The sequence below is a fragment of the Streptomyces sp. NPDC031474 genome (assembly GCF_055581185.1).
Genome location: NZ_JBVIJX010000022.1, coordinates 118,304 through 139,561, shown reverse-complemented (window position 1 = coordinate 139,561; position 21,258 = coordinate 118,304). Strand labels below are relative to the sequence as shown.

17 protein-coding genes are annotated in these 21,258 nt (G+C 73.3%); 11 read left to right on the top strand and 6 right to left on the bottom strand.

What is annotated here, in order from left to right; all coding sequences use genetic code 11:
* Positions 1-158: 158 nt before the first annotated feature.
* Positions 159-1,169, bottom strand: a complete 1,011-nt coding sequence (locus ACZ5SK_RS38790; RefSeq protein WP_334577738.1) for an esterase/lipase family protein — start codon at positions 1,167-1,169, stop codon at positions 159-161.
* 525 nt (positions 1,170-1,694) lie between these two features.
* On the opposite strand from ACZ5SK_RS38790, the gene ACZ5SK_RS38785 reads away from it, so the two are divergent.
* Positions 1,695-2,111 carry a cobalamin B12-binding domain-containing protein gene (locus ACZ5SK_RS38785; protein WP_099936101.1) on the top strand — a complete coding sequence of 139 codons (417 nt, stop codon included), beginning with the start codon at positions 1,695-1,697 and terminating at the stop codon, positions 2,109-2,111.
* On the opposite strand, the gene ACZ5SK_RS38780 is transcribed toward ACZ5SK_RS38785, so the two are convergent.
* Both ACZ5SK_RS38780 and ACZ5SK_RS38775 read right to left on the bottom strand, forming a co-directional pair.
* Positions 2,108-3,760, bottom strand: a complete 1,653-nt coding sequence (locus ACZ5SK_RS38780) for a DUF5691 domain-containing protein (protein WP_334577737.1) — start codon at positions 3,758-3,760, stop codon at positions 2,108-2,110. The two genes, ACZ5SK_RS38785 and ACZ5SK_RS38780, sit on opposite strands and share 4 nt — an antisense overlap.
* A gap of 43 nt (positions 3,761-3,803) precedes the next feature.
* The gene (locus ACZ5SK_RS38775) at positions 3,804-5,177 is read right to left on the bottom strand and encodes an SWIM zinc finger family protein (RefSeq protein WP_334577736.1); all 1,374 of its coding nucleotides are present in this window, start codon (positions 5,175-5,177) and stop codon (positions 3,804-3,806) included.
* A 167-nt stretch (positions 5,178-5,344) separates the two neighbouring features.
* Between ACZ5SK_RS38775 and ACZ5SK_RS38770 the strand changes: the two genes are divergently transcribed.
* Positions 5,345-6,475, top strand: coding sequence for an ATP-binding protein (locus ACZ5SK_RS38770; protein WP_334577735.1), 1,131 nt, complete (start codon positions 5,345-5,347; stop codon positions 6,473-6,475).
* Positions 6,476-6,596: 121 nt separating this feature from the next.
* Complete coding sequence (locus tag ACZ5SK_RS38765) at positions 6,597-8,978, top strand: DUF5682 family protein (RefSeq protein WP_334577734.1); 2,382 nt, start codon at positions 6,597-6,599, stop codon at positions 8,976-8,978.
* 34 nt (positions 8,979-9,012) lie between these two features.
* Here ACZ5SK_RS38765 and ACZ5SK_RS38760 read toward each other — a convergent pair whose 3' ends face one another.
* Positions 9,013-9,135 carry a hypothetical protein gene (locus ACZ5SK_RS38760; RefSeq protein ID WP_334577733.1) on the bottom strand — a complete coding sequence of 41 codons (123 nt, stop codon included), beginning with the start codon at positions 9,133-9,135 and terminating at the stop codon, positions 9,013-9,015.
* Between the two features lie 12 nt (positions 9,136-9,147).
* On the opposite strand from ACZ5SK_RS38760, the gene ACZ5SK_RS38755 reads away from it, so the two are divergent.
* The 5 genes from ACZ5SK_RS38755 (at position 9,148) to sucD (ending at position 14,996) form a co-directional block, all read left to right on the top strand.
* Positions 9,148-10,311: a VWA domain-containing protein gene (locus ACZ5SK_RS38755; RefSeq protein WP_361707197.1), complete on the top strand. Its 1,164-nt coding sequence runs from the start codon at positions 9,148-9,150 to the stop codon at positions 10,309-10,311.
* Positions 10,312-10,459: 148 nt separating this feature from the next.
* Positions 10,460-11,326, top strand: a complete 867-nt coding sequence (locus ACZ5SK_RS38750; protein ID WP_334577731.1) for a hypothetical protein — start codon at positions 10,460-10,462, stop codon at positions 11,324-11,326.
* Between the two features lie 102 nt (positions 11,327-11,428).
* Positions 11,429-12,487 carry a hypothetical protein gene (locus ACZ5SK_RS38745; RefSeq protein ID WP_334577730.1) on the top strand — a complete coding sequence of 353 codons (1,059 nt, stop codon included), beginning with the start codon at positions 11,429-11,431 and terminating at the stop codon, positions 12,485-12,487.
* A 421-nt stretch (positions 12,488-12,908) separates the two neighbouring features.
* Positions 12,909-14,087 carry an ADP-forming succinate--CoA ligase subunit beta gene (gene sucC / locus ACZ5SK_RS38740; protein ID WP_468577225.1) on the top strand — a complete coding sequence of 393 codons (1,179 nt, stop codon included), beginning with the start codon at positions 12,909-12,911 and terminating at the stop codon, positions 14,085-14,087.
* A 21-nt stretch (positions 14,088-14,108) separates the two neighbouring features.
* Positions 14,109-14,996, top strand: coding sequence for a succinate--CoA ligase subunit alpha (gene sucD / locus ACZ5SK_RS38735; protein WP_079660326.1), 888 nt, complete (start codon positions 14,109-14,111; stop codon positions 14,994-14,996).
* 72 nt (positions 14,997-15,068) lie between these two features.
* Here the strand turns inward: sucD and ACZ5SK_RS38730 are convergent, their stop codons facing one another.
* The gene (locus ACZ5SK_RS38730) at positions 15,069-16,016 is read right to left on the bottom strand and encodes a SigE family RNA polymerase sigma factor (RefSeq protein WP_334577729.1); all 948 of its coding nucleotides are present in this window, start codon (positions 16,014-16,016) and stop codon (positions 15,069-15,071) included.
* A gap of 67 nt (positions 16,017-16,083) precedes the next feature.
* Between ACZ5SK_RS38730 and ACZ5SK_RS38725 the strand changes: the two genes are divergently transcribed.
* Entirely contained in the window at positions 16,084-17,889 is a 1,806-nt protein-coding gene (locus ACZ5SK_RS38725) for a cell division protein PerM (protein ID WP_361707190.1), read from the top strand.
* A 57-nt stretch (positions 17,890-17,946) separates the two neighbouring features.
* Here ACZ5SK_RS38725 and ACZ5SK_RS38720 read toward each other — a convergent pair whose 3' ends face one another.
* Positions 17,947-18,690, bottom strand: a complete 744-nt coding sequence (locus tag ACZ5SK_RS38720) for a hypothetical protein (protein ID WP_361707187.1) — start codon at positions 18,688-18,690, stop codon at positions 17,947-17,949.
* Positions 18,691-18,971: 281 nt separating this feature from the next.
* Between ACZ5SK_RS38720 and purN the strand changes: the two genes are divergently transcribed.
* Together purN and purH are read left to right on the top strand one after the other, a co-directional pair.
* Complete coding sequence (purN, locus tag ACZ5SK_RS38715; protein ID WP_334577726.1) at positions 18,972-19,601, top strand: phosphoribosylglycinamide formyltransferase; 630 nt, start codon at positions 18,972-18,974, stop codon at positions 19,599-19,601.
* Positions 19,598-21,181: a bifunctional phosphoribosylaminoimidazolecarboxamide formyltransferase/IMP cyclohydrolase gene (purH, locus tag ACZ5SK_RS38710; RefSeq protein ID WP_334577725.1), complete on the top strand. Its 1,584-nt coding sequence runs from the start codon at positions 19,598-19,600 to the stop codon at positions 21,179-21,181. The genes purN and purH overlap by 4 nt, the downstream gene beginning before the upstream one ends.
* Positions 21,182-21,258: the final 77 nt, after the last annotated feature.

Sequence of the window (21,258 nt, the reverse complement as noted above, 5' to 3'; positions counted from 1 at the left end):
ACAATCTTCTGCAGGTTTCGCGCTCGCAGGAAAGGGGCATTCGGCCGTGTTTCGGGGGACGGCGGGCGCGGGTTTGGCCCTATGTTCGAATGGCGTTCGATGGTGGAGGGGTGTCGAACGCGGGTCGGACGCCTATGGAACGCCTGTCGGGGGTGCGATCAGGCCACGGTGAGGCCGCCGTCGCGGGCGTCGGCGGAGGCTCCCGGGTGCGCCGCGTCGGAGGCCGCGTCGAGGGCCTGGCGGATGCCGGTCGCGACGGCCGGGTGCACGGGCAGGGCGAGGTGGCCGATGCCGGTCACCCGCACGTTCTGCGCCAGCAGGTCGGGGTGGTCGACGCAGGCGCTCTCCAGTGGGTCCATCAGGTGGTCGAGATCGCTCCAGAAGCTGACGAAGTGCGTACGGCAACCCGGCGCGGGCCGGGCGAGCTCCTCGATCACCTCCGACCCGGGGCGCATCTGGCGCACGATCGGGTGCGCGTTCGCCAGCGGCGCCACCCGGGTGCCCGAGTGCGGGGTGCCCAGCGTGACGAGCGTCCGGACGCGGACGTCACCGCCCAGTCGCTGCACGTAGTACCGGGCTATCAGGCCCCCCAGGCTGTGTCCGACCACGTCGACCTGCCGGCTTCCGGTGCGCTCGCAGATCTCCTCTATGTGCCGGCCGAGCAGCTCGGCCGCCGTGCGGATGTCGCAGGTCAGCGGTGAGTAGTTGAGCGACTCCACCCGGTGCCTGCCGTGCTGGGCGAGGCTGCGGCGCAGCAGCACGAACACGGAACGGTTGTCTATGAACCCGTGCAGCAGGACGACCGGGGGCCGGGCGGCCTGGGCGGGCAGCTGGGCGGGGTCCGCGGCGCCGGTGGCCCTGGGCAGCGCGGGGCGGGCCGCGACGCGGCGCTCCTGGGCGATGCCGGAGGGGTAGAGGAGCACATGGCCCGCGAGGATCGCGAGGTCCAGAGCGGTCGCCTTGAGGAGCGTCATGGAGAGCCCGGCCAGCCTGCTCGGAAGGCTGGGGAGGCTGGGGAGGCTGGAGATGTTCGGGATGTTCGGCAGATTGGGGAAGCTCGAGAGGTGGGGGAAGCTCGAGAGGTTGGGGAAGTTCGGAAGGGTCGGCAGGTCCGGCAGTAGATGCCGGTACGGCGGAAGAAAGGGCTGCAGTGCCCGGGTGACCTTCATGGCCGACCTCCTGTCGGCACGCTGAGGACTTCTCTGTCCCCCGTGTGCCCTCGTGGAAGTCGCGGTGGAGGAGGTCGATCGGGCACGAGAGGGTGTGGAGCGGGCGCGGCTGCGGCTGTGCGGGGTGTGTGCCGTGCGTCCTGTGCACGGCGGGGGGTGTGACACCCGTGACGCCGATGACGTGACGAGGATCCCTGCCGGTGGCGACGAGGCTCCCCGCTGTCGTGCCTTACCTGCCCTACGTGCCCATCGTGCCCTCCGATGCGCCGTACCGCCACGCCACGCGGCTCGTGGCACGGCGGTACGGCGACCTCGTCGCGGCTCCCGGTGCGACTGTTCCCCCGTGGCGCGGGGGAACAAGTGCGCGGTGAAAGTGTGTCCCTCCGTGTGATTTCCCCCTCGGTGCGCACCGTGAAACTGCCGGTTGCGGGATGCTGGCGATAACGTTCGTTCACTTCCCCGGGCGGTCTGGCACGGGGTGTCCGTGCCGTTGAGGATGGACGTAGTCGCTTCATGGAGGCAGTGATGGGTGTGGCAGCCGGTCCGATCCGCGTGGTGGTGGCCAAGCCGGGGCTCGACGGTCACGATCGCGGGGCCAAGGTGATCGCGCGGGCGCTGCGCGACGCCGGTATGGAGGTCATCTACACCGGGCTGCACCAGACGCCCGAGCAGATCGTGGACACCGCGATCCAGGAGGACGCCGACGCGATCGGGCTGTCCATTCTGTCCGGGGCCCACAACACGCTCTTCGCCGCGGTGATCGAGCTGCTGAAGGAGCGGGACGCGGCGGACATCCTGGTCTTCGGCGGAGGGATCATTCCGGAGGCGGACATCGCGCCGTTGAAGGAGAAGGGGGTCGCGGAGATCTTCACGCCGGGCGCGACCACCGCGTCGATCGTGGACTGGGTCCGGGCGAACGTGCGGCAGCCTGCGGGGGCTTAGCCGGTTGTCGTGCCGGTGGCTTGAGCGGCCGCCGTCCGGGGGCTCCCCAGCTCCTGGTTCATCACCGCTCTCAGTCTCAGCGTTCTCGCCAGTCGCTGGAATGCTTCCGACCAGTAGCCGGCGGCGCCCGGGGAGGCGTCCTCCGGGTCGTCCGGCGTGGTCAGGAGGGCGTCGAGGTGGGGTGCTTCCGAGGGGTCGAGGCAGCGTTCGGCCAGGCCCATCACGCCGCTGAAACTCCAGGGGTAACTGCCCGCGTCCCGTGCGATGTTGAGTGCGTCGACCACGGCCCGGCCGAGCGGCGCCGCCCATGGGACGGCGCACACCCCGAGCAGTTGGAACGCCTCCGACAGGCCGTGGGCCGCGATGAAACCGGCCACCCATTGCGCCCGTTCGGCCACCGGCAGCGTGCTCAGCAGCTTCGCCCGCTCGGCGAGGGAGACCGCGCCCGGGCCGCCCGCGCCGGGCGCCGACGGCGCGCCGAGCAACGCTTGCGCCCAGTCGGCGTCCCGCTGTCGTACGGCGGCCCGGCACCATGCCGCGTGCAGGTCGTCGAGCCAGTCGTCGGCCACCGGCAGCGCCACGATCTGCTCCGGCGTACGGCCGCCCAGGCGCTTCGGCCAGGTGGCGAGCGGGGCCGCCTCGACCAACTGGCCGAGCCACCAGGACCGTTCGCCCCGGCCGGACGGGGCCTTGGCCGACACGCCGTCGCGTTCCATGGCCGTATCGCACTCGTGGGGCGCCTCCACGAGGAGCGTGGGCGTGTCCCGGGTGTGGTCGACGGCCACGCACGCGCCGGCCCGGACCGCCATCCGCGCGGCGAGTGCCGAGCCCGGCAGCGCCGACAGCAACTCCGCGGCCGTCGCCCGCACATTGCGGCTGCGGTCCGCCAGAGCCTGTTCCAGGAACGGCTCGTCCCGCGCGCCGAGGCCGGTGCGCAGCGAGTCGAGGAACATCAGCCGGTCCTCGGCGCGTTCCGTCGGCCAGGTGGCCGCCAGGAGCTCCCGGGCCGCGTCGGGGTCGCGGGAACGGATCGACGCCAGGAGGGTGACCCGTTCCGCGAACAGGCCCTCCTGCCACAGCTTTTCGGTGCGCTTGGTGTCGTCGGGACCCGGCAGCGCCGGACCGGCGCCAGGGGCGCCGCGCAGGGCGAACCGCCAGTCCGGGTTGAGCCGGGCCAGCCACAGCGCGCGCGGGCCGGCGAACTCCAGCGCCGCGGGCCGCAGGTCCGTTCGCCCGCGGGCCGCGTCGAGCAGTGCGGGCAGGGACTCGGCCGGTGCGGCGAATCCGCGCGCGTTGACCGCGGTCAGCCATTGGGGCAGCAGTTCCATCAGATCCGGGGCCGTGCCCCGGCGGCTGCCTCCGCCGGCGCCGGGGCGGTCGGCCAGGAGCAGGGCGAGTCTGCGGGCCGCCGCGGCCGGCAGCGCCGGGCGCGGGTCCTCGGCGGCCGGCTCCGGGAGGGGGGCCGCCCGGCCGGGGCGCAGACCGGCCCGTCGGCGTACGGTCTCCGCGGCTGCCGCGTCCAGCAGGGCGGCCGGCGCGTTCCGGCCGGGCGTGGCTCCCGGGGGCGTACGCCGGTCGGTGCCGAGGAGGGCCGCGGTGACCAGGTCCTCCCAGGCCGGTGGGCGGGGCGCGGGCGGGGTGGCGTTCATGAGACTCCCTTCTGTTGCCGTGGTTGTCGTGCGCGGGGTTCGGTCAGCACAGGCGCACCGGCTCTCCTGGGCCCGTCGGCCAGGCCGTCAGCGGGGTGAAGCCGCGGTGGCCGCACTCGCCGAAGACCCTGACGGGGGCGCCGCCCGAGAGGGCGACCAGACGCCACAGGCCGGCGCGGGAGGTCGCCGGGGTGAGGGGCAGGGCCGTGGCGCCGTCGGCGTCCGCCAGTTGCCAGGAGTCGCCGTCGGGGGTGGGGACGACATCGGCCAGGGTGAGGGGGACTGAGTCCTGCCACGGGTCCTGGCGCAGGGCCTCGCCGTAGCGGGCGGTCGCCTCGGTCGTCGTCATGCCCGTAGGACGGGCACCGGTGGGTATCGGCGGCGCGAACTGTTCGACGATCGAGGCCCGTTGCTGCCCGGCCCCCGGGTGTGCGGACAGCTCGGCGTCCAGAGCGAGGCCGACGGGCAGCGTGAGCTCCGGGGAACGGCCCGCGGCGCCGTAGGAGAGGAGGAGCGCGGTGCGGCCGGAGGCGGTGCCGTGGAGCCAGATGCGGCGGGTCGTCAGTTTCGGGTCCTGCGTGTCGTACTGGGCGAGAACCAGCCAGTCGTCCCGGACCGGCGGGCCCTGCGGGGCGGAGGGCAGGCCCACGCGGGTGCGGACCGTGGCCGCCAGGGCGGCCGGCAGCCGCTCGCGGTGCAGCCAACCCTGGTCGAGGAGGTGGAGCAGCGCGCACTCCTCCAGCAGCCGCACCGGCCAGCCGGGACCGGACCCCGGGATCGCCCCCAACTCCCGTACACACGAGGCGAGTCCGGGTACCTGGGCGTCGACCATGCGGGCCGCCGTCTCCTCCCACAGCCCGTACCCCGCCTGCTCGGCCGTGGCCAGGCCGGAGCGCAGGAGGTCGGCGAGTCGCTCCTCCAGCTCCGTCGCCCCCGCGGTGATCCGCTCGGCGCGCCGCTCCGCACGGCGGCGCGCCCCCTCCGGGTCGGCGGGGCCGGACCCGGAACCCGCCGGGCCCGCCTCCTGTTTCTCCCCCTCCCGCGCACGGCCGCGGTCGGCGATCCACTGCTCGGCCCAGTCCGGCGCCCGCCCCACCGGCACCGATCCCTCCCCCTCGGCAGACCAGAGCAGCAACAGCCCGAGCGCGTGCTTGCACGGGAACTTGCGGCTCGGGCAACTGCACCTGTACGCCGGGCCGGATGCGGCCGCGGCCGGGTGCGTGACGTCGACGACCGTCCGGTACGACGTGCCGCCGCTGCCCGCGCACAGCCCCCACACCACCGCCCCCTCCTGCGACCTGCCCGTACCGGACCACGGGCCGGCCGCGCCGAGTTTGCTCCCCGCTTTGCGTGACGCGGAGTCAGGCGCCAGTGCCAGCACCTGTTCCGCAGTCCAGCGCACCCCCTGCTGAGTCATGACATCGAAGGTAGAGCCCACCACTGACAATCGGTCCGCCGAGCGCCCCGCGAAGGCTCGGCCGGCCTGGTCGTGAGGACGTTTCCGCAGGTCGGATCGCATTGTCAGTGGCGTGGTGCACGGTGGACACCAGATCCGAACCGGCCGAGCTGGAGGGGGCCTCAGCCATGTCTGTGTCCGTAGACCCGACGTCCGTGAATCCGACTGGGAACGAGCCGGTGCAGACGTTGCGTCCGCACGCCGAGGACGCCTTCGCCGACGAACTCGCCGCGCTGGCCGCGCAGGACGACCGGCCGCGCCCGGCCCGCTGGAAGCTGTCGCCGTGGGGCGTCGCCACCTATCTCCTCGGCGGCGTCCTGCCGGACGGCACGGTGATCTCGCCGAAGTACGTCGGCCCGCGCCGCCTCGTCGAGGTCGCCGTCAGCACCCTCGCCACCGACCGCGCCCTGCTTCTGCTCGGAGTCCCGGGCACCGCCAAGACCTGGGTCTCCGAGCACCTGGCCGCGGCGGTCAGCGGTGACTCGACACTGATGGTGCAGGGCACGGCGGGCACACCGGAGGAGGCGATCCGCTACGGCTGGAACTACGCGCAGCTGCTCGCACACGGGCCGAGCCGGGACGCGCTGGTGCCCGGCCCCGTCATGCGGGGCATGGCGCAGGGGGCGACGGTACGGGTGGAGGAGCTGACCCGTATCCCGGCCGACGTCCAGGACACGCTGATCACCCTTCTCTCCGAAAAGACGCTCCCGATACCGGAGCTGGGGCAGGAGGTGCAGGCCGTCCGCGGGTTCAACCTCATCGCCACGGCCAACGACCGCGACCGCGGGGTCAACGAGCTGTCCAGCGCCCTGCGCCGGCGCTTCAACACGGTGGTGCTGCCGCTGCCGGAGAGCGTGGAGGCCGAGGTCGACATCGTCGCGCGGCGCGTCGACCAGATCGGCCGCTCCCTCGACCTGCCGGCCGTGCCCGACGGCATCGACGAGATCCGCCGCGTCGTGACCGTCTTCCGCGAACTGCGGGACGGCGTCACCTCCGACGGCCGTACCAAGGTGAAGTCGCCGAGCGGCACGTTGTCCACCGCCGAGGCCATCTCCGTCGTCACCGGGGGCCTCGCACTCGCCGCCCACTTCGGGGACGGCGTGCTGCGGTCGGGGGACGTCGCCGCGGGCATCCTCGGCGCGGTCGTCCGCGACCCGGCCGCCGACCGGGTCGTCTGGCAGGAGTACCTGGAGGCGGTCGTGCGCGAACGCGCCGGCTGGACGGACTTCTACCGCGCGTGCCGGGAGGTGAGCGCGTGAACGGCGGCGACGAGAACGAGGAGAGCCGGGTCCGGACCTGGGGCCGGTACCGACACCGAGGAGTGGGGAGGGTGGCTGTGAACGACGACACGAAGTGGCCCCGCAGGTGATGGGGGACGGGATGACCGGCGCCGTGGGAAGCGATGGCCAGGGCGCCGGGGCGGTGCGGCCGCTGCTGCTCGGGGTGCGTCACCACGGGCCGGGGTCGGCGCGGGCGGTACGGGCGGCACTGGAGGCCGCCCGGCCCCGGACCGTGCTCATCGAGGGACCGCCCGAGGCCGACGCGCTGATCCCGCTGGCCGCCGACGAGGACATGCGACCGCCGGTCGCCCTGCTCGCCCACGCCGTCGACGAGCCCGGCCGGTCGGCCTTCTGGCCGCTCGCCGAGTTCTCCCCGGAATGGGTCGCACTGCGCTGGGCCCTGGACCACGAGGTCCCGGCGCGCTTCATCGACCTCCCCGCCTCGCACACGCTCGCGTGGGAGGAGACGGAGGGAGAGGCGTCGGGCAGTCGTGCGGTGCGGGGGGATCCGTTGGCGGTGCTGGCCGAGATCGGCGGGTACGACGATCCCGAGCGGTGGTGGGAGGACGTCGTCGAGCATCGGACCGCCGCGGCCAAGGATCCGTACGCGCCGTTCGCCGCACTCGAGGAGGCCATGGAGGCCCTGCGGGAGAAGCACGACACCGACGAAGGAGGGCACGGAACCCGGCGGGACCTTGTGCGGGAGGCGTACATGCGCGTCCAGGTGCGGGCGGCACAACGGGAGTTCGGGGCGGACGGGGTGGCCGTGGTGTGCGGGGCGTGGCATGTGCCCGCGCTGCGCCGGAAGGTCGCCGTCGCCGCCGACCGGGCGCTGCTCAAGGGGCTGCCCAAGGTCAAGACCGACCTGACCTGGGTGCCGTGGACCCACCGCAGGCTGGCCCGGGCCGGGGGGTACGGCGCGGGCATCGACTCGCCGGGCTGGTACGCGCATCTGTTCGGCGCGCCCGACCGGCCGGTCGAGCGCTGGCTGACGAAGGTGGCGTTCCTGCTGCGCGAAGAGGACCGGACCGTGTCCTCCGCGCACGTCATCGAGGCGGTCCGGCTGGCCGGGACGCTCGCCGCGCTGCGCGGCCGGCCGCTGCCCGGCCTGAGCGAGACGACCGACGCCGTGCGCGCGGTGCTGTGCGAGGGCTCGGACGTCCCGCTGGCGCTGGTGCAGGACCGGCTGGTGGTCGGGGACGTGCTGGGCGAGGTGCCGGCCGGCGCGCCCGCGGTGCCCCTGCAGCGCGACCTCGACCGGGTGCAGCGTCGACTGCGGCTCAAACCGGAGGCCGCCGTACGGGAGTTGGCGCTCGACCTGCGCAAGGAGAACGACGCCGAGCGCAGCAGGCTGCTGCACCGGCTGCGGCTGCTGCGCGTCGAGTGGGGCGAGCCGGCCGTCTCGCGCGGCAGCACGGGGACGTTCCGGGAGACGTGGCGGCTGCGGTGGGAGCCGGAGCTGTCCGTGCGGGTCGCCGAGGCCGGGGTGTGGGGGACGACCGTGCTCGCCGCGGCCACCGCCAAGGCGGAGGCGGACGCCGTCGGCGCGCGGGGCCTCGCCGAGGCGACGGCCCTCGCCGAGCGCTGCCTCCTGGCCGGGCTGCCGGACGCGCTCCCCACGGTGATGCGGGTCCTGGCCGACCGGGCCGCCCTCGACACCGACGTCGGCCACCTCGCCCAGGCCCTGCCCGCCCTCGTCCGCTCCCTGCGCTACGGCGACGTACGCGGCACCGACACCCGCGCCCTCGCGGAGGTGGCCGTCGGCCTCGCCGAACGGGTCTTCGTCGGCCTCCCCCCGGCGTGCGCCTCGCTCGACGCGGACGCGGCGGACGAGATGCGGCGCCATGTGGACGCGGTGCACGGGGCGGTGGGGATGCTGCAGGAGACGGCCGCACCGGAGCGGGGCGACCGAGAGCCGAGCGGCGGCGGTCTGCGGGCGCGCTGGCGAAGTGTGCTGCGGGTGTTGGCGGGGCGGGACAGCGTGGCCGGTGTCGTGCGGGGGCGTGCGGTGCGGCTCCTCCTGGACGAGGCGGAGCTGGATCCGGACGAGGCGGCGCGGCTCATGGGGCTCGCCCTGTCGCCGGGCACGCCGCCGCCGGACGCGGCCGCCTGGATCGAGGGCTTCGTCGGCGGCGGCTCCTTTGGAGGCGGGCTGCTCCTCGTGCACGACGAACGGCTCCTCGGGCTCGTCGACGGCTGGCTCACGGCGGTCCCGGCGGAGGCGTTCACGGACGTACTGCCGCTGCTGCGGCGGACGTTCTCGGCGTACGAGCCGGGGGTGCGCAGAACGCTCGGGGAACTGGTCCGGCGCGGGCCGGGGCAGAGCGGGAACGCGTCGGCGGCCGACTTCGGGGTACCTGGCTTCGCGGCCGAACAGGACGCCGGGCGCGCGGACGCCGTGCTGCCGGTCGTGCGGCTGCTCCTCGGGCTGGACGGAGCGGAAGAGGACGTCGACAACGACCTTGTGGGGGTGGCGGGATGACGAAGAACCGACTGAGGGAACCGCGAGAGGGCGCTCACATGACGGCCGCCGGCAGGAACAGGAACAGGAACGGGAACAGGAGCAGGAACGGGGTCGAGGCCGATGGCCGTCCGGCGGTCGCCGTCGCGGTGATGCCGCTCTGGGAGCGGCCTCGCACGGGGGCGCACCGGTGACGACCGAGGCGCTGGACCCTACGGGGGAGCGGCTGAGGCGCTGGCGGCTCGTGCTCGGTGGCGACACGGCGGACGGAACCGAACACGGCCTCTCGGGGCGCGACGCCGCGATGGACGGGGCGCTCGCCGCGCTCTACGGGAAGGACGACGCGGCACGGACCGGGCGGGACCGTGCCGCGGGGCTCGGGGCGTCCGCGCCGTCCGTGGCCCGCTGGCTCGGGGACATCCGGACGTACTTCCCCTCCTCCGTCGTGCAGGTCATGCAGCGCGACGCCATCGACCGGCTCGGGCTGTCCGCGCTGCTGCTGGAGCCGGAGATGCTGGAGGCGATGGAGGCCGACGTGCATCTCGTCGGCACGTTGCTCTCCCTCAACAAGGCGATGCCGGAGACGACGAGGGAGACGGCACGGGCGGTTGTCCGCAAGGTCGTCGAGGAACTGGAGGCGCGGCTCGCCACCCGCACCCGGGCCGCCCTCACCGGCGCCCTGGACCGGGGCGCGCGGGTCAGCCGGCCGCGCCACCGCGACATCGACTGGAACCGCACGATCGGCGCCAACCTCAAGCACTACCTGCCCGAGTACGGGACCGTCGTGCCCGAGCGGCTCGTCGGGTACGGGAGGGCGTCGCAGTCGGTGAAGAAGGAGGTGATCCTCTGCATCGACCAGTCGGGGTCGATGGCGGCGTCGGTGGTGTACGCGTCGGTGTTCGGGGCGGTGCTGGCGTCGATGCGGTCGATCAGCACCCGGCTCGTCGTCTTCGACACGGCGGTCGCCGATCTCACCGACCTGCTCGACGACCCCGTGGACGTCATGTTCGGCACCCAGCTCGGCGGCGGCACGGACATCAACCGGGCGCTCGCCTACTGCCAGTCGCAGATCACCCGGCCCGCGGAGACGGTGGTGGTGCTCATCAGCGACCTGTACGAGGGCGGGATACGCGACGAGATGCTCAAGCGGGTCGCCGCGATGAAGGCGTCGGGCGTGCAGTTCGTCGCGCTGCTCGCGCTGTCCGACGAGGGCGCGCCGGCCTACGACCGCGAACACGCGGCGGCGCTCGCGGCGTTGGGCGCACCGGCGTTCGCCTGCACACCCGATCTGTTCCCGGAGGTCATGGCAGCGGCGATCGAGAAACGTCCGCCGCCTGTCCCGGACAGCGCCTGATACAGGAGGGGGGCTTGCGCGACCTCGGGACGCGCGTGCAAGGATCGAGGGCACGTTGTCGCCGCACCGAGGACCTTCCCTCTTGATCTGGCCCATCGCTCTTCCCGCTGCCGCTCTGCGCGTCCTGCGCACGGCGGTCGGGCGGCGTGTGCTGCAACTCGCGTTGCTGGTGGCCGGGTTGTTCGCGCTCGGGTTCCTCTGCGGGGAACAGGCGCAGGCGGCGGAGGGCGTGCCGACGCCGATTGCCGTGACGACCCCGATTGCTGTGACGGCCCCGACTGCCGTGACGACCCAGGTCGAGAACCCGACTTCGGCTGCGGTTCCGGCCCCGGCCCCAGCTGCGGCCCCGGCTGCGGTTGTGGTTCCGGCTGTGGTTCCGGACAAGGTCGTACAGCCCGTCGGTGAAATCGTGGCGGCGGTGAGCGCGGAGTCGGGGAGGACCTCGACGCCGGCGCCGCCTGTCTCGGCGCCGCCGAGGTTGCCGTCGCTGCCCGTCGTGTCGGACCTCTCCGACCTCCACGGTCTGCCGGGCCTCTCCGAACTGCCCGGCATCCCAGGCATCCCAGGCATCCCCGGCATCCCCGCCCTCCCGGGGCTTCCGGCGATTGAGGTGCGGACGCTTCCGGCGCCCGTCGTGCAGGCGCCCGCGCCCGATTCGGCGGTGAGCCCGTCGTCGGACGGCCGTGCGGCCGGTGACCGGGCGACGGCCGAGAGCGCGGTGTCGTACGGGCCGGTGGGCGCTGTCATTGGCGGTTCGGACGGCGTAGGCCGTCGCGTCGCGCCCGCCCACACCGGCCACCTCCCCCTGCCTGTGCGGCACGGGCCCGCCGGTGGCGGCAATGGCGTGCTGGGCGGCGGGTCGGTGCTCGACGGCGGCGCGTCGCGACACGGCGACGCGCATGCCGTCACGCCGTATCAGCGGGTGCCGCTGCGGCTGGCGCCCGGCAGTGCCGTGCGTTCCGACGCGGCCGAGACACAGGACAGGTTCCGGGACATTCCGGTCTTCCCCGGCTAGGGACAGGCGGTCTTCCCCCGCCCCAGACCTGCCGCGCGGGGGTGGAGCAGGTCTGCCCACCCGTCCGAAGTCCCGGAACCCTTCTAAGGATCTGACGCACGCATGAACAAGAACATCCGCCGCTCCCTCGTCATAGCCGCCGGTGTCGGCGGTGCGTGGGCCCTCGGGTCCGCCGTCGCCAGCGCCGACGAACTGCCCGCCGCCTCCGTGTCCACGCCGGACGTACCGACCACCGACGTGACCGACGTGACCGACTCCCTCAAGGGCACCGTCAGCGACACGGCCCACACGGTCACCGCCACCACCTCCACCACCGCCACCAAGCCCGCCGCCTCGACGGTGGCCAAGGTGAAGGGTGGCGCCGCCAAGGCCATCCAGGGCGCCCAGGCCGCCCGGGCGAAGGCGCAGGCCCCGGCCGCCCCGGCCCCGGCCCTCCGCCCCAACGTCCACGACGACGACAGCGCCGTCGACTACCTCTTCGGCCCTCTCTCCGCCTTCGCCCCGGAACTGGAGCAGGAGCAGAACGTCACGGACGCGGTCGTTCCGCCGGTGGCGGCCGCCGCCGTGGACGGCGTGGTCCCCGTGGCTCACGGGGCCGTGACCGGGGTCGTGCCCATCGCGGGCCACACGGTCGAGGGCGTGACGTCCGTCGCCACCGGCACGGTCGCCGACGTGCACCCCTACGCCATGGGTGTCGCCACGCAGGCCGTGCCCTACGCCACCGGCCTTGTCGGCCAGGTCACCGGCGACGCCGCGGGGGCCGTGCTGCCGCCCGTCGCGCGCACCGTCGTGGACGGCGTGGTGCCGGTCGCCGGGCAGGCCGTCGTGGACGCGGGCGCGGTGGCGTCCGGCGTCGTGGGCGACGTCCGGCCGTTCGCCGGGGGAGTCGTCGGCGAGGTCCCGCCGTTCGCGCACGGGGTGGCCGGTGCCGTACAGCCGGTCGTGGACACCGTCACCGGCACGGTCGACACGACCGTCCGGCCCGTCGCCGGCAGCGGTACCGCACTGGCGTACGGCGTCGCCGGTCATGCCGGGACCTTCGCGCAGGACCTGTCGGGGACCGTCGGGGCCACCGGCGGTCCGCTGGCCGGGCACGCCGTCACCGGCGTCCAGGGCGTCGCCGAATCCGTCGCCTCGGGTTACGCGGTCGGTCTCGCCTGATCTGTCATCGACTTCGTGAGGCGACAGGCCCCGGACGGCCGAAAGCCGTCGGCTCGTCCGGCCGAAACCTCGCGGACGGGGCGGGGTGGTCCCCATTGGGGTGGGGATCACCGGCCCTGAGCCCCTGAGGGGCTGTTCAGAGGGCCTCACCGGGCCAACCCCAACCCGGTGAGGCCCTTCCCCGAGTCCTCACGTCCGGCACGCGGTGCCAGTGAGCGCGGCATCATGTGACAGGTATCACCGCTCAGGTGTGACCCTCGATTTAGGGGCCTCCTGCAAGCAGCGATAACCTGCGAGACGGACATGCCGCGCGCTCGGACACCGTGTGCGCCTCCCCTGTGACTAGCGGACGTCACGTTGCCCTTCGCGGCACGCCCACGCATCCAACGAACCGCGAGATCACTGATAGGGACGGAAGCGCGTGGACCTGTTCGAGTACCAGGCGAGGGACCTCTTCGCCAAGCACGATGTACCGGTGCTGGCCGGTGAAGTCATCGACACGCCTGAGGCGGCCCGCGCAGCCACCGAGCGCCTCGGTGGCAAGTCTGTCGTCAAGGCCCAGGTGAAGGTCGGCGGCCGTGGCAAGGCCGGTGGCGTGAAGCTCGCCGCCACCCCGGACGAGGCCGTCGCCCGCGCGACGGACATCCTCGGCATGGACATCAAGGGCCACACGGTCCACAAGGTGATGATCGCCGAGACGGCCCCGGAGATCCTGGAGGAGTACTACGTCTCCTTCCTCCTCGACCGTGCCAACCGCACCTTCCTCTCCATCGCGTCCGTCGAGGGCGGCATGGAGATCGAGGAGGTGGCGGCCACCCGCCCCGAGGCCGTCGCCAAGACGCCGATCGACGCCAACGAGGGCGTGACCCCGGAGAAGGCCCGCGAGATCGTCGCGGCCGCCAAGTTCCCGGCCGAGGTTGCCGACAAGGTCGCGAACGTCCTGGTCACCCTGTGGAAGACCTTCATCGAAGAGGACGCGCTCCTCGTCGAGGTCAACCCGCTGGCCAAGGTCGCCTCCGGTGACGTCATCGCCCTGGACGGCAAGGTCTCCCTGGACGAGAACGCCGAGTTCCGTCAGCCGGGACACGAGGAGTTCGTCGACCACGCGTCGGCCAACCCGCTCGAGGCCGCCGCCAAGGCGAAGAACCTCAACTACGTCAAGCTCGACGGCGAGGTCGGCATCATCGGCAACGGCGCGGGTCTCGTCATGAGCACCCTGGACGTCGTCGCGTACGCCGGTGAGAACCACGGTGGCGTCAAGCCCGCCAACTTCCTCGACATCGGCGGCGGCGCCTCCGCGGCCGTCATGGCGAACGGCCTGGAGATCATCCTCGGCGACCCGGACGTCAAGTCCGTCTTCGTCAACGTCTTCGGCGGCATCACCGCGTGCGACGAGGTCGCCAACGGCATCGTGCAGGCGCTGAAGCTCCTGGAGGACCGCGGCGAGGACGTCACCAAGCCGCTCGTCGTCCGGCTGGACGGCAACAACGCCGAGCTGGGGCGTCAGATCCTCTCCGACGCCAACCACCCGCTGGTCCAGCGTGTGGACACCATGGACGGCGCGGCCGACAAGGCCGCCGAGCTCGCGGCTGCGAAGTAAGGAAGAGGGACTCAGACAGCCATGGCTATCTTCCTCAACAAGGACTCCAAGGTCATCGTCCAGGGCATGACCGGTGCCACGGGCATGAAGCACACCAAGCTCATGCTGGCCGACGGCACGAACATCGTCGGTGGCGTGAACCCGCGCAAGGCGGGCACCTCCGTCGACATCGACGGCACCGAGATCCCGGTCTTCGGCACGGTCGCCGAGGCGATCGAGAAGACGGGCGCCAACGTGTCCGTCCTCTTCGTGCCGCCGGCGTTCGCCAAGGCCGCCGTGGTCGAGGCGATCGACGCCGAGATCCCCCTGGCCGTCGTCATCACCGAGGGCATCGCCGTCCACGACTCGGCCGCGTTCTACGCGTACGCCGTGTCCCAGGGCAACAAGACCCGGATCATCGGCCCGAACTGCCCCGGTCTCATCACGCCGGGTCAGTCGAACGCCGGCATCATCCCGGGCGACATCACCAAGCCGGGCCGTATCGGCCTGGTCTCGAAGTCCGGCACGCTGACGTACCAGATGATGTACGAGCTGCGTGACATCGGCTTCTCCTCCGCCGTCGGCATCGGTGGCGACCCGGTCATCGGCACCACGCACATCGACGCGCTCGCCGCGTTCGAGGCCGACCCCGACACCGACCTGATCGTGATGATCGGTGAGATCGGCGGCGACGCCGAGGAGCGGGCCGCGGCCTTCATCAAGGACAACGTGAAGAAGCCGGTCGTCGGCTACGTCGCGGGCTTCACCGCGCCCGAGGGCAAGACCATGGGCCACGCCGGCGCCATCGTCTCCGGCTCCTCCGGTACGGCCGCCGCGAAGAAGGAGGCCCTCGAGGCCGCCGGCGTCAAGGTCGGCAAGACGCCGACCGAGACGGCGAAGCTGGCGCGGGAGATCCTCTCCGCGGGCTGAGGTTCGGGAGCTGAACGTCGGTGGGCCCGTCCCCTTGGGGGGCGGGCCCACGGCCGTTTCCGCAGCGGGCTCTCACCTCGGCTCCGGGAGCAGTCGCTCCGGGCCGTGGGCTGTGTGCGCGCGCAGCTTTGCCCTCAGGTTCAGCTGTGCGTTCGAGAGGGGGCCCGCGGCCGCGCGCGGGGGGACGCCCTGCACCTTCTCGCCGGGGGGAACCGGGGCCTCGTACTGCGTGGGAGCCGTGCGCAGGGTCAGTGCGGTCGCGCCGATGATCGCGACCGTGAACGCGATCGCCGATCTGGCCCAGAAGCGGGCCCGCTGTTCACCGCCCGCGCGGACGGCGGGCGGCCCCGCGGCGCGCAGCCGTTCGGCGGACGCCACCTCGGCGAGCCTGCGGTGCAGTGCGGCGGGGTCCGCCAGCTCGGGCAGTCGCGCCGCGATCGCCGCACGCGCGTGGAGCAGCCGGTTCGCGGCGGCGGGCGTGCTCGCCTCCGTCTCCGCCGCGGTCTCCGGGAGGTCGAGGCCGATGCCGTCGTAGAGGAGGAGCGTGCGGCGGTACGGCCTCGGGAGGGCGAGCAGGACGTCCATCAGTGCGCGGTCGGACGCGTCGGGCGGGGGTGGTTCCGGGTGGCGGAAACGGGGGCGGAACCGGTGCCAGGGGGAGAGGGCGTACTCGTATGCCGTCGCCCGTACCCAGCCCGCCGGGTCGCGGTCCACGGCCACCTCGGGCCAGCGCTGCCAGGCGAGTTGGAAGGCCCGCTCGACCGATTCGCGCGCGAGTTCACGACGGCCGCAGAGCAGGTAGGTCTGCCGGACGAGCGCGGGGGCGCAGAACGCGTAGAGGGCGTCGAAGGCCTGAGCGGGGGTCAGGGGGACGGGGGACGGCGTCGCCGGCAGCGGCTGGGGGCGGTCGTCGGGGTTTTTTGTCAGGCACACCGTCACCTGGGGTCGAGGCGCTGCCTCCTGGGTGTTCGTCACCTTGTCCGCCTTGTTCAGCGATGCCGGCAGCGCGAAAAAGTACATAAACGTATATTGAGCGACACAACGGTAGTTCGCCTGTTACGACGGGAAAGCGCGTGTCGTTGGCAGCATGACGGTCGTGATCCAGACGACCCCTCGCCGACTGCCCTTGTCGCCCCTGCTCGACCGGATGCGCGACCGCTCCCCCGGACTGGCCGCCGGTCTCCTGGGCGGCGCCCTCGCGGCCGGGCTGGGGCTCGGTTCGTTCGCCGTGCTCGTCATGGTGCTGTGGATCAGCTCGCCGTATCCCGACAGCGGGCCGGAGGGTGCGCTGCATGCCGCCGCCGCCCTGTGGCTGCTGGCGCACGGTGCGGAACTGGTGCGCGTCGACACGCTGTCCGGGGTTGCGGCGCCGGTCGGCGTCACGCCGCTGCTGCTGCTCGTGCTGCCCGTGTGGCTGGTGCGGCGCGCTGGGCGGGACGCGGTGGACGGGGGCGGCGAGGCCGAGGGCGGGGGTGCGGCCGGGGACGGTGTGCTCGTGGGTGCGCGTACGGCGTGGGTGGGGGTGGTGCTCGGGTATCTCGCCGTGGGGGCGGGCGCCGCCTTCTATGCGGCCGCCGGTGCTGCGCTGCGGCCCTCGTGGGCGTGGACGGGGGTGTGCGTGCCGATGGTCGCCGTAGCGGCCGCCGGGGCGGGGGTGTGGTCGGCCTGCGGTCGTCCGCGCGGGCCGGCGGAGAGCGTGCTGCTCGTGTTGCCGCGCCGGGTGCGGCGGTTGCTCCTCGGGGCGGAGGGCCGGGAACGGGCCGGGGTCGCCGGGCGGGCGGCGGGGGCGGGAGCCGCGGTGCTCGTCGGGGGCGGAGCGCTGCTGGTGGCGGTGTCGTCCGTGTGGCACGCGGGCGCCGCCCGGGAGGCGTTTGTGCAGCTGACGGAGGGGTGGACGGGGCGATTCGCGGTGCTGTTGCTGTGCGTGGCGCTGATGCCGAACGCCGCGGTGTGGGGGGCGGCGTACGGCCTCGGGCCGGGGTACGCCCTGGGGGTCGGACATGTGGTGTCGCCGTTGTCCTCGGATCCGGCGCCCTTGCTGCCGCCGTTTCCGCTGCTGGCTGCGGTGCCGGAGGCGGGCGGCGGGACGTGGTGGAACTGGGCGGCGGGGCTGGTGCCGGTGGCGGCCGGGGCGACGGTGGGGGTGTTCGTGGGCCGGGCGGCGGGGCCGGGCGGCGGCGGGTGGTCGCGGGGGAGAACCGCGGGGGTTGTCGTGCTCGCGGGTGCGGGGTGCGGGGTGCTGGTGGGAGGGCTGGCGGGGTTGGCCGGTGGGCCCTTGGGCGTGAACGCGTTGGCTCGGTTCGGGCCGGTGTGGTGGCAGGTGGGGGGCGCGGTCGTGTTGTGGACGGTGGGGGTGGGGGTGCCTGTGGCGGTGGCAGTGCGCGGGTGGTGCCGGCGGGGCGAGTGGGGCGCAAGGAAGGGGCGGAACGGGCGGAACGTGTGGAAGGGGTCGGAGGGGCCGAAGGTGTCGATGGGGTCGAAGCTCTGGGGGCGGCAGAGGGGGCCGGGGCAGGCGGAGGGTTCTGGTGCGGCGGCTGCCGCGAAGTCGGAGCTGTACGACTTCGCGCGCGTCGAGACCTCCGTGCCTGCCGTGCCTCCTGCGCCTGCCGTGCCCACTGTGCCTGACGTGCCTCCTGTGCCTCCCCTGCCCGCCCTGCCTCCCTTGCCCGCCCGGCCTTACGTGCCTTCTGCGCCTCCCGTCCCGCCGGCGCCTGCCGTGCCCGTCCAGTCGTTCGAGCCGGTCGCGGCTGTCGAGCCGGTCGCGGCTGTCGAGCCGGCGGACCCGGCGTGGCACGAGGATGCGGCTCGGGAGGCCGGCTGGGCGGCGTTGCGGGAGGTGGAGGAGGTGCGGGAGGTGCGGAAGGCAGGGGAAGAGGGCGAGGAGAGGCCCTGAACGGGCCTCTCCTCAAGTGCCGGACGGGCTGATTGAAGCGCGCCTGGGTGGCCTCCCTCAGGCGTTGCCCCCCAGGATGTCCTTCAGCTCCTTGGGGAGGAGGTCGTTGCAGGACTGCTTCGCCGCGTTGGTGAGGGCGTCGTTCGTGCAGGTGTAGTAGTCGCTGTAGACGAACTGGGCGGTGAAGCTCGCGGCGACCAGGGCCAGGGCCAGCGAGGCGGTGACCAGGCCGGTGATGGCGGCGGTCCGCTGGGGGCGGCCCGTGGGCTCGGGCGTGTCGGGGTCGGGGGTGCGGGGCTTGCTGCGCAGGGCGCTGATTCCCCAGTTCAGGGCCAGCGCGCCGAGGAGCAGGGCGACGTAGGGCCAGCCGAAGAGGACGAAGAAGAAGGCCCACATGCCGCACAGCAGGGCGTAGCGTGCGCGGCGCTGGGCGGGGTCCGTGGGGTCCCAGCGCTTGCCGGGGTCCGTGCCCGGGCCGCCGCCCTCGGGGCTGTTGCCGCCGCCGGGGCGCTCGCCGAAGCCGCCGGGGGAGCGGCCGGGCTGCTGGTCGCTCCACTGGCTGCCCCAGGGTGAGCGCCCGTCCTCGGGGGCGCCGCCCGCCGGGCGCCGGGGCTGCCACGGCCGGTCCGGGGCGCCCTCGGGCGGCGGAGCGAACGGGTTGTCGTCCTCGGGAGGCTTGCTGTCGCCCGAGGGGGCGTCCGGGGGAGAGGCTGGGCGCTCCCGCAGCAGCACGGCGCCGCGCTCCCCTCCCTGCGGTGACTGCGGGGGGAGCGTGAGGAGTCGCAGACTGCGGTCCGGCATCAAGTGAGCGTCTTCCCCTAGGAGATACGGCGTCTGGAGTGAGCTGTCACTTCGGGAACGCACCGCACCACCACCGCGTTCCCGAGCCCGCTCGCCCCAGACGCTACCTTCCGGCCACGCCCCCGTCCCGTGGGGGCCGCCCGGTGTGCCGGTATCGTTGCTGACGGTCGGCTGCTTCGTAGGCTTCCCCGTATCCGGGGGCGCGATGCATTCGTACGAAAGTACAAGCCCACGTCCAGGCCCGCCACCCCGTACGTGCTTCCCCGAGAAAGGGCCCCACCGTGGCCGCCAAGCCCGTGGCCAAGCGCCTCGTCGTCCTGGTCTCCGGATCCGGTACGAACCTGCAGGCTCTCCTCGACGCCATCGCGGACGCCGGCGTCGACGCCTACGGCGCCGAGATCGTGGCCGTCGGGGCCGACCGGGACGGCATCGAAGGGCTCGCCCGTGCCGAGCGGGCCCGGATCCCCACCTTCGTGTGCCGGGTCAAGGACTTCGGGACCCGCGAGGAGTGGGACGCCGCTCTCGCCGAGGCCGTGGCCGCCCACGAGCCCGACCTCGTCGTCTCCGCCGGATTCATGAAGATCGTGGGCAAGGAGTTCCTGGCGCGGTTCGGGGGGCGGTTCGTCAACACCCATCCCGCTCTCCTCCCCAGCTTCCCGGGGGCCCACGGGGTGCGGGACGCGCTCGCGTACGGGGCGCGGGTCACCGGCTGCACCGTCCACTTCGTCGACGACGGTGTCGACACCGGACCGATCATCGCCCAGGGCGTGGTCGAGGTCCGGGACGAGGACGACGAGAGCGCTCTGCACGAGCGCATCAAGGAAGTCGAGCGAAGGCTGCTCGTCGAGGTCGTGGGGCGGCTCGCCCGCAACGGCTATCGCATTGAGGGACGAAAGGTAGTTATCCAGTGACCGCCGACAGCACTGTCACGGCCGAGAGCAGCAAGCGGGGCATCCGTCGCGCGCTCGTCAGCGTCTACGACAAGACCGGTCTGGAAGAGCTCGCGCGCGGGCTGCACGAGGCGGGCGTCGAGCTCGTCTCCACCGGGTCCACCGCCTCCCGCATCGCCGCCGCCGGCGTCCCCGTCACCAAGGTCGAGGAGCTCACCGGCTTCCCCGAGTGCCTGGACGGCCGGGTCAAGACCCTGCACCCCAAGGTCCACGCCGGCATCCTCGCCGACCTGCGGCTTGAGAGCCACCGTCAGCAGCTCGACGAGCTGGGCGTCGCGCCGTTCGACCTCGTCGTCGTCAACCTGTACCCGTTCCGCGAGACCGTCGCCTCGGGCGCCTCCGACGACGAGTGCGTCGAGCAGATCGACATCGGTGGGCCGTCCATGGTGCGCGCCGCCGCCAAGAACCACCCCTCGGTGGCCGTGGTCACCAGCCCGGCACGGTACGGCGACGTCCTCGCGGCCGTTCGTGACGGCGGCTTCGACCTCGCCGCCCGCAAGCGGCTCGCCGCCGAGGCCTTCCAGCACACCGCCGCCTACGACGTGGCCGTCGCCTCCTGGTTCGCCTCCTCCTACGCGCCCGTCGACGAGTCGCAGTTCCCCGACTTCCTCGGCGGCACCTGGGAGCGCCAGAACACCCTGCGCTACGGCGAGAACCCGCACCAGCCCGCCGCGCTCTACGTCGACGCGAGCGGCGCCGGTCTCGCGCAGGCCGAGCAGCTGCACGGCAAGGAGATGTCGTACAACAACTACACGGACACGGACGCCGCGCACCGTGCCGCGTACGACCACGCCGAGCCGGCCGTCGCGATCATCAAGCACGCCAACCCGTGCGGGATCGCCGTCGGCGCGGACGTGGCCGAGGCGCACCGCAAGGCGCACGCGTGCGACCCGCTGTCGGCGTTCGGCGGCGTCATCGCCGTGAACCGGCCGGTCAGCAAGGAGATGGCGGAGCAGGTCGCGGAGATCTTCACCGAGGTCATCGTCGCGCCCGACTACGAGGAGGGGGCCCTCGAAGCCCTCACCAAGAAGAAGAACATCCGGGTGCTGAAGGCGCCCGCCGGGCCCGCCAATGCCGTGGAGCTCAAGCCCATCGGCGGCGGCGCGCTGCTCCAGGTCGCCGACCGCCTCCAGGCCGACGGCGACGACCCGGCCAACTGGACCCTCGCCACCGGCGAGGCGCTGTCCGACGCCGAGCTCGCCGAGCTCTCCTTCGCCTGGAAGGCGTGCCGGGCCGTGAAGTCCAACGCCATCCTCCTCGCCAAGGACGGCGCCTCGGTCGGCGTCGGCATGGGGCAGGTCAACCGGGTCGACTCCGCGAAGCTGGCCGTCGAGCGGGCGGGCGCGGAGCGCGCCCAGGGCGCCTACGCCGCCTCCGACGCCTTCTTCCCCTTCCCGGACGGGCTGGAGGTCCTCGTCGAGGCCGGCGTCAAGGCCGTGGTGCAGCCCGGCGGTTCGGTCCGCGACGAGCTCGTCGTCGAGGCCGCGAAGAAGGCCGGCGTGACGATGTACTTCACGGGGACGCGCCACTTCTTCCACTGAGCCGACACGGGTCGGTGCGTACGACGCGAGACGGGCGGTCCGGCAGCAGGCCGGACCGCCCGTCTCCCGTTTCTCCG

Bases quoted from the DNA above. Each gene is read 5' to 3' on its own strand.
- ACZ5SK_RS38790 (WP_334577738.1), bottom strand. From the start codon at position 1,169: ATGAAGGTCACCCGGGCACTGCAGCCCTTTCTTCCGCCGTACCGGCAT.
- ACZ5SK_RS38785 (WP_099936101.1), top strand. From the start codon at position 1,695: ATGGGTGTGGCAGCCGGTCCGATCCGCGTGGTGGTGGCCAAGCCGGGG.
- ACZ5SK_RS38780 (WP_334577737.1), bottom strand. From the start codon at position 3,760: ATGAACGCCACCCCGCCCGCGCCCCGCCCACCGGCCTGGGAGGACCTG.
- ACZ5SK_RS38775 (WP_334577736.1), bottom strand. From the start codon at position 5,177: ATGACTCAGCAGGGGGTGCGCTGGACTGCGGAACAGGTGCTGGCACTG.
- ACZ5SK_RS38770 (WP_334577735.1), top strand. From the start codon at position 5,345: ATGTCTGTGTCCGTAGACCCGACGTCCGTGAATCCGACTGGGAACGAG.
- ACZ5SK_RS38765 (WP_334577734.1), top strand. From the start codon at position 6,597: ATGACCGGCGCCGTGGGAAGCGATGGCCAGGGCGCCGGGGCGGTGCGG.
- ACZ5SK_RS38745 (WP_334577730.1), top strand. From the start codon at position 11,429: ATGAACAAGAACATCCGCCGCTCCCTCGTCATAGCCGCCGGTGTCGGC.
- sucD (WP_079660326.1), top strand. From the start codon at position 14,109: ATGGCTATCTTCCTCAACAAGGACTCCAAGGTCATCGTCCAGGGCATG.
- ACZ5SK_RS38730 (WP_334577729.1), bottom strand. From the start codon at position 16,016: ATGTACTTTTTCGCGCTGCCGGCATCGCTGAACAAGGCGGACAAGGTG.
- ACZ5SK_RS38725 (WP_361707190.1), top strand. From the start codon at position 16,084: ATGACGGTCGTGATCCAGACGACCCCTCGCCGACTGCCCTTGTCGCCC.
- ACZ5SK_RS38720 (WP_361707187.1), bottom strand. From the start codon at position 18,690: ATGCCGGACCGCAGTCTGCGACTCCTCACGCTCCCCCCGCAGTCACCG.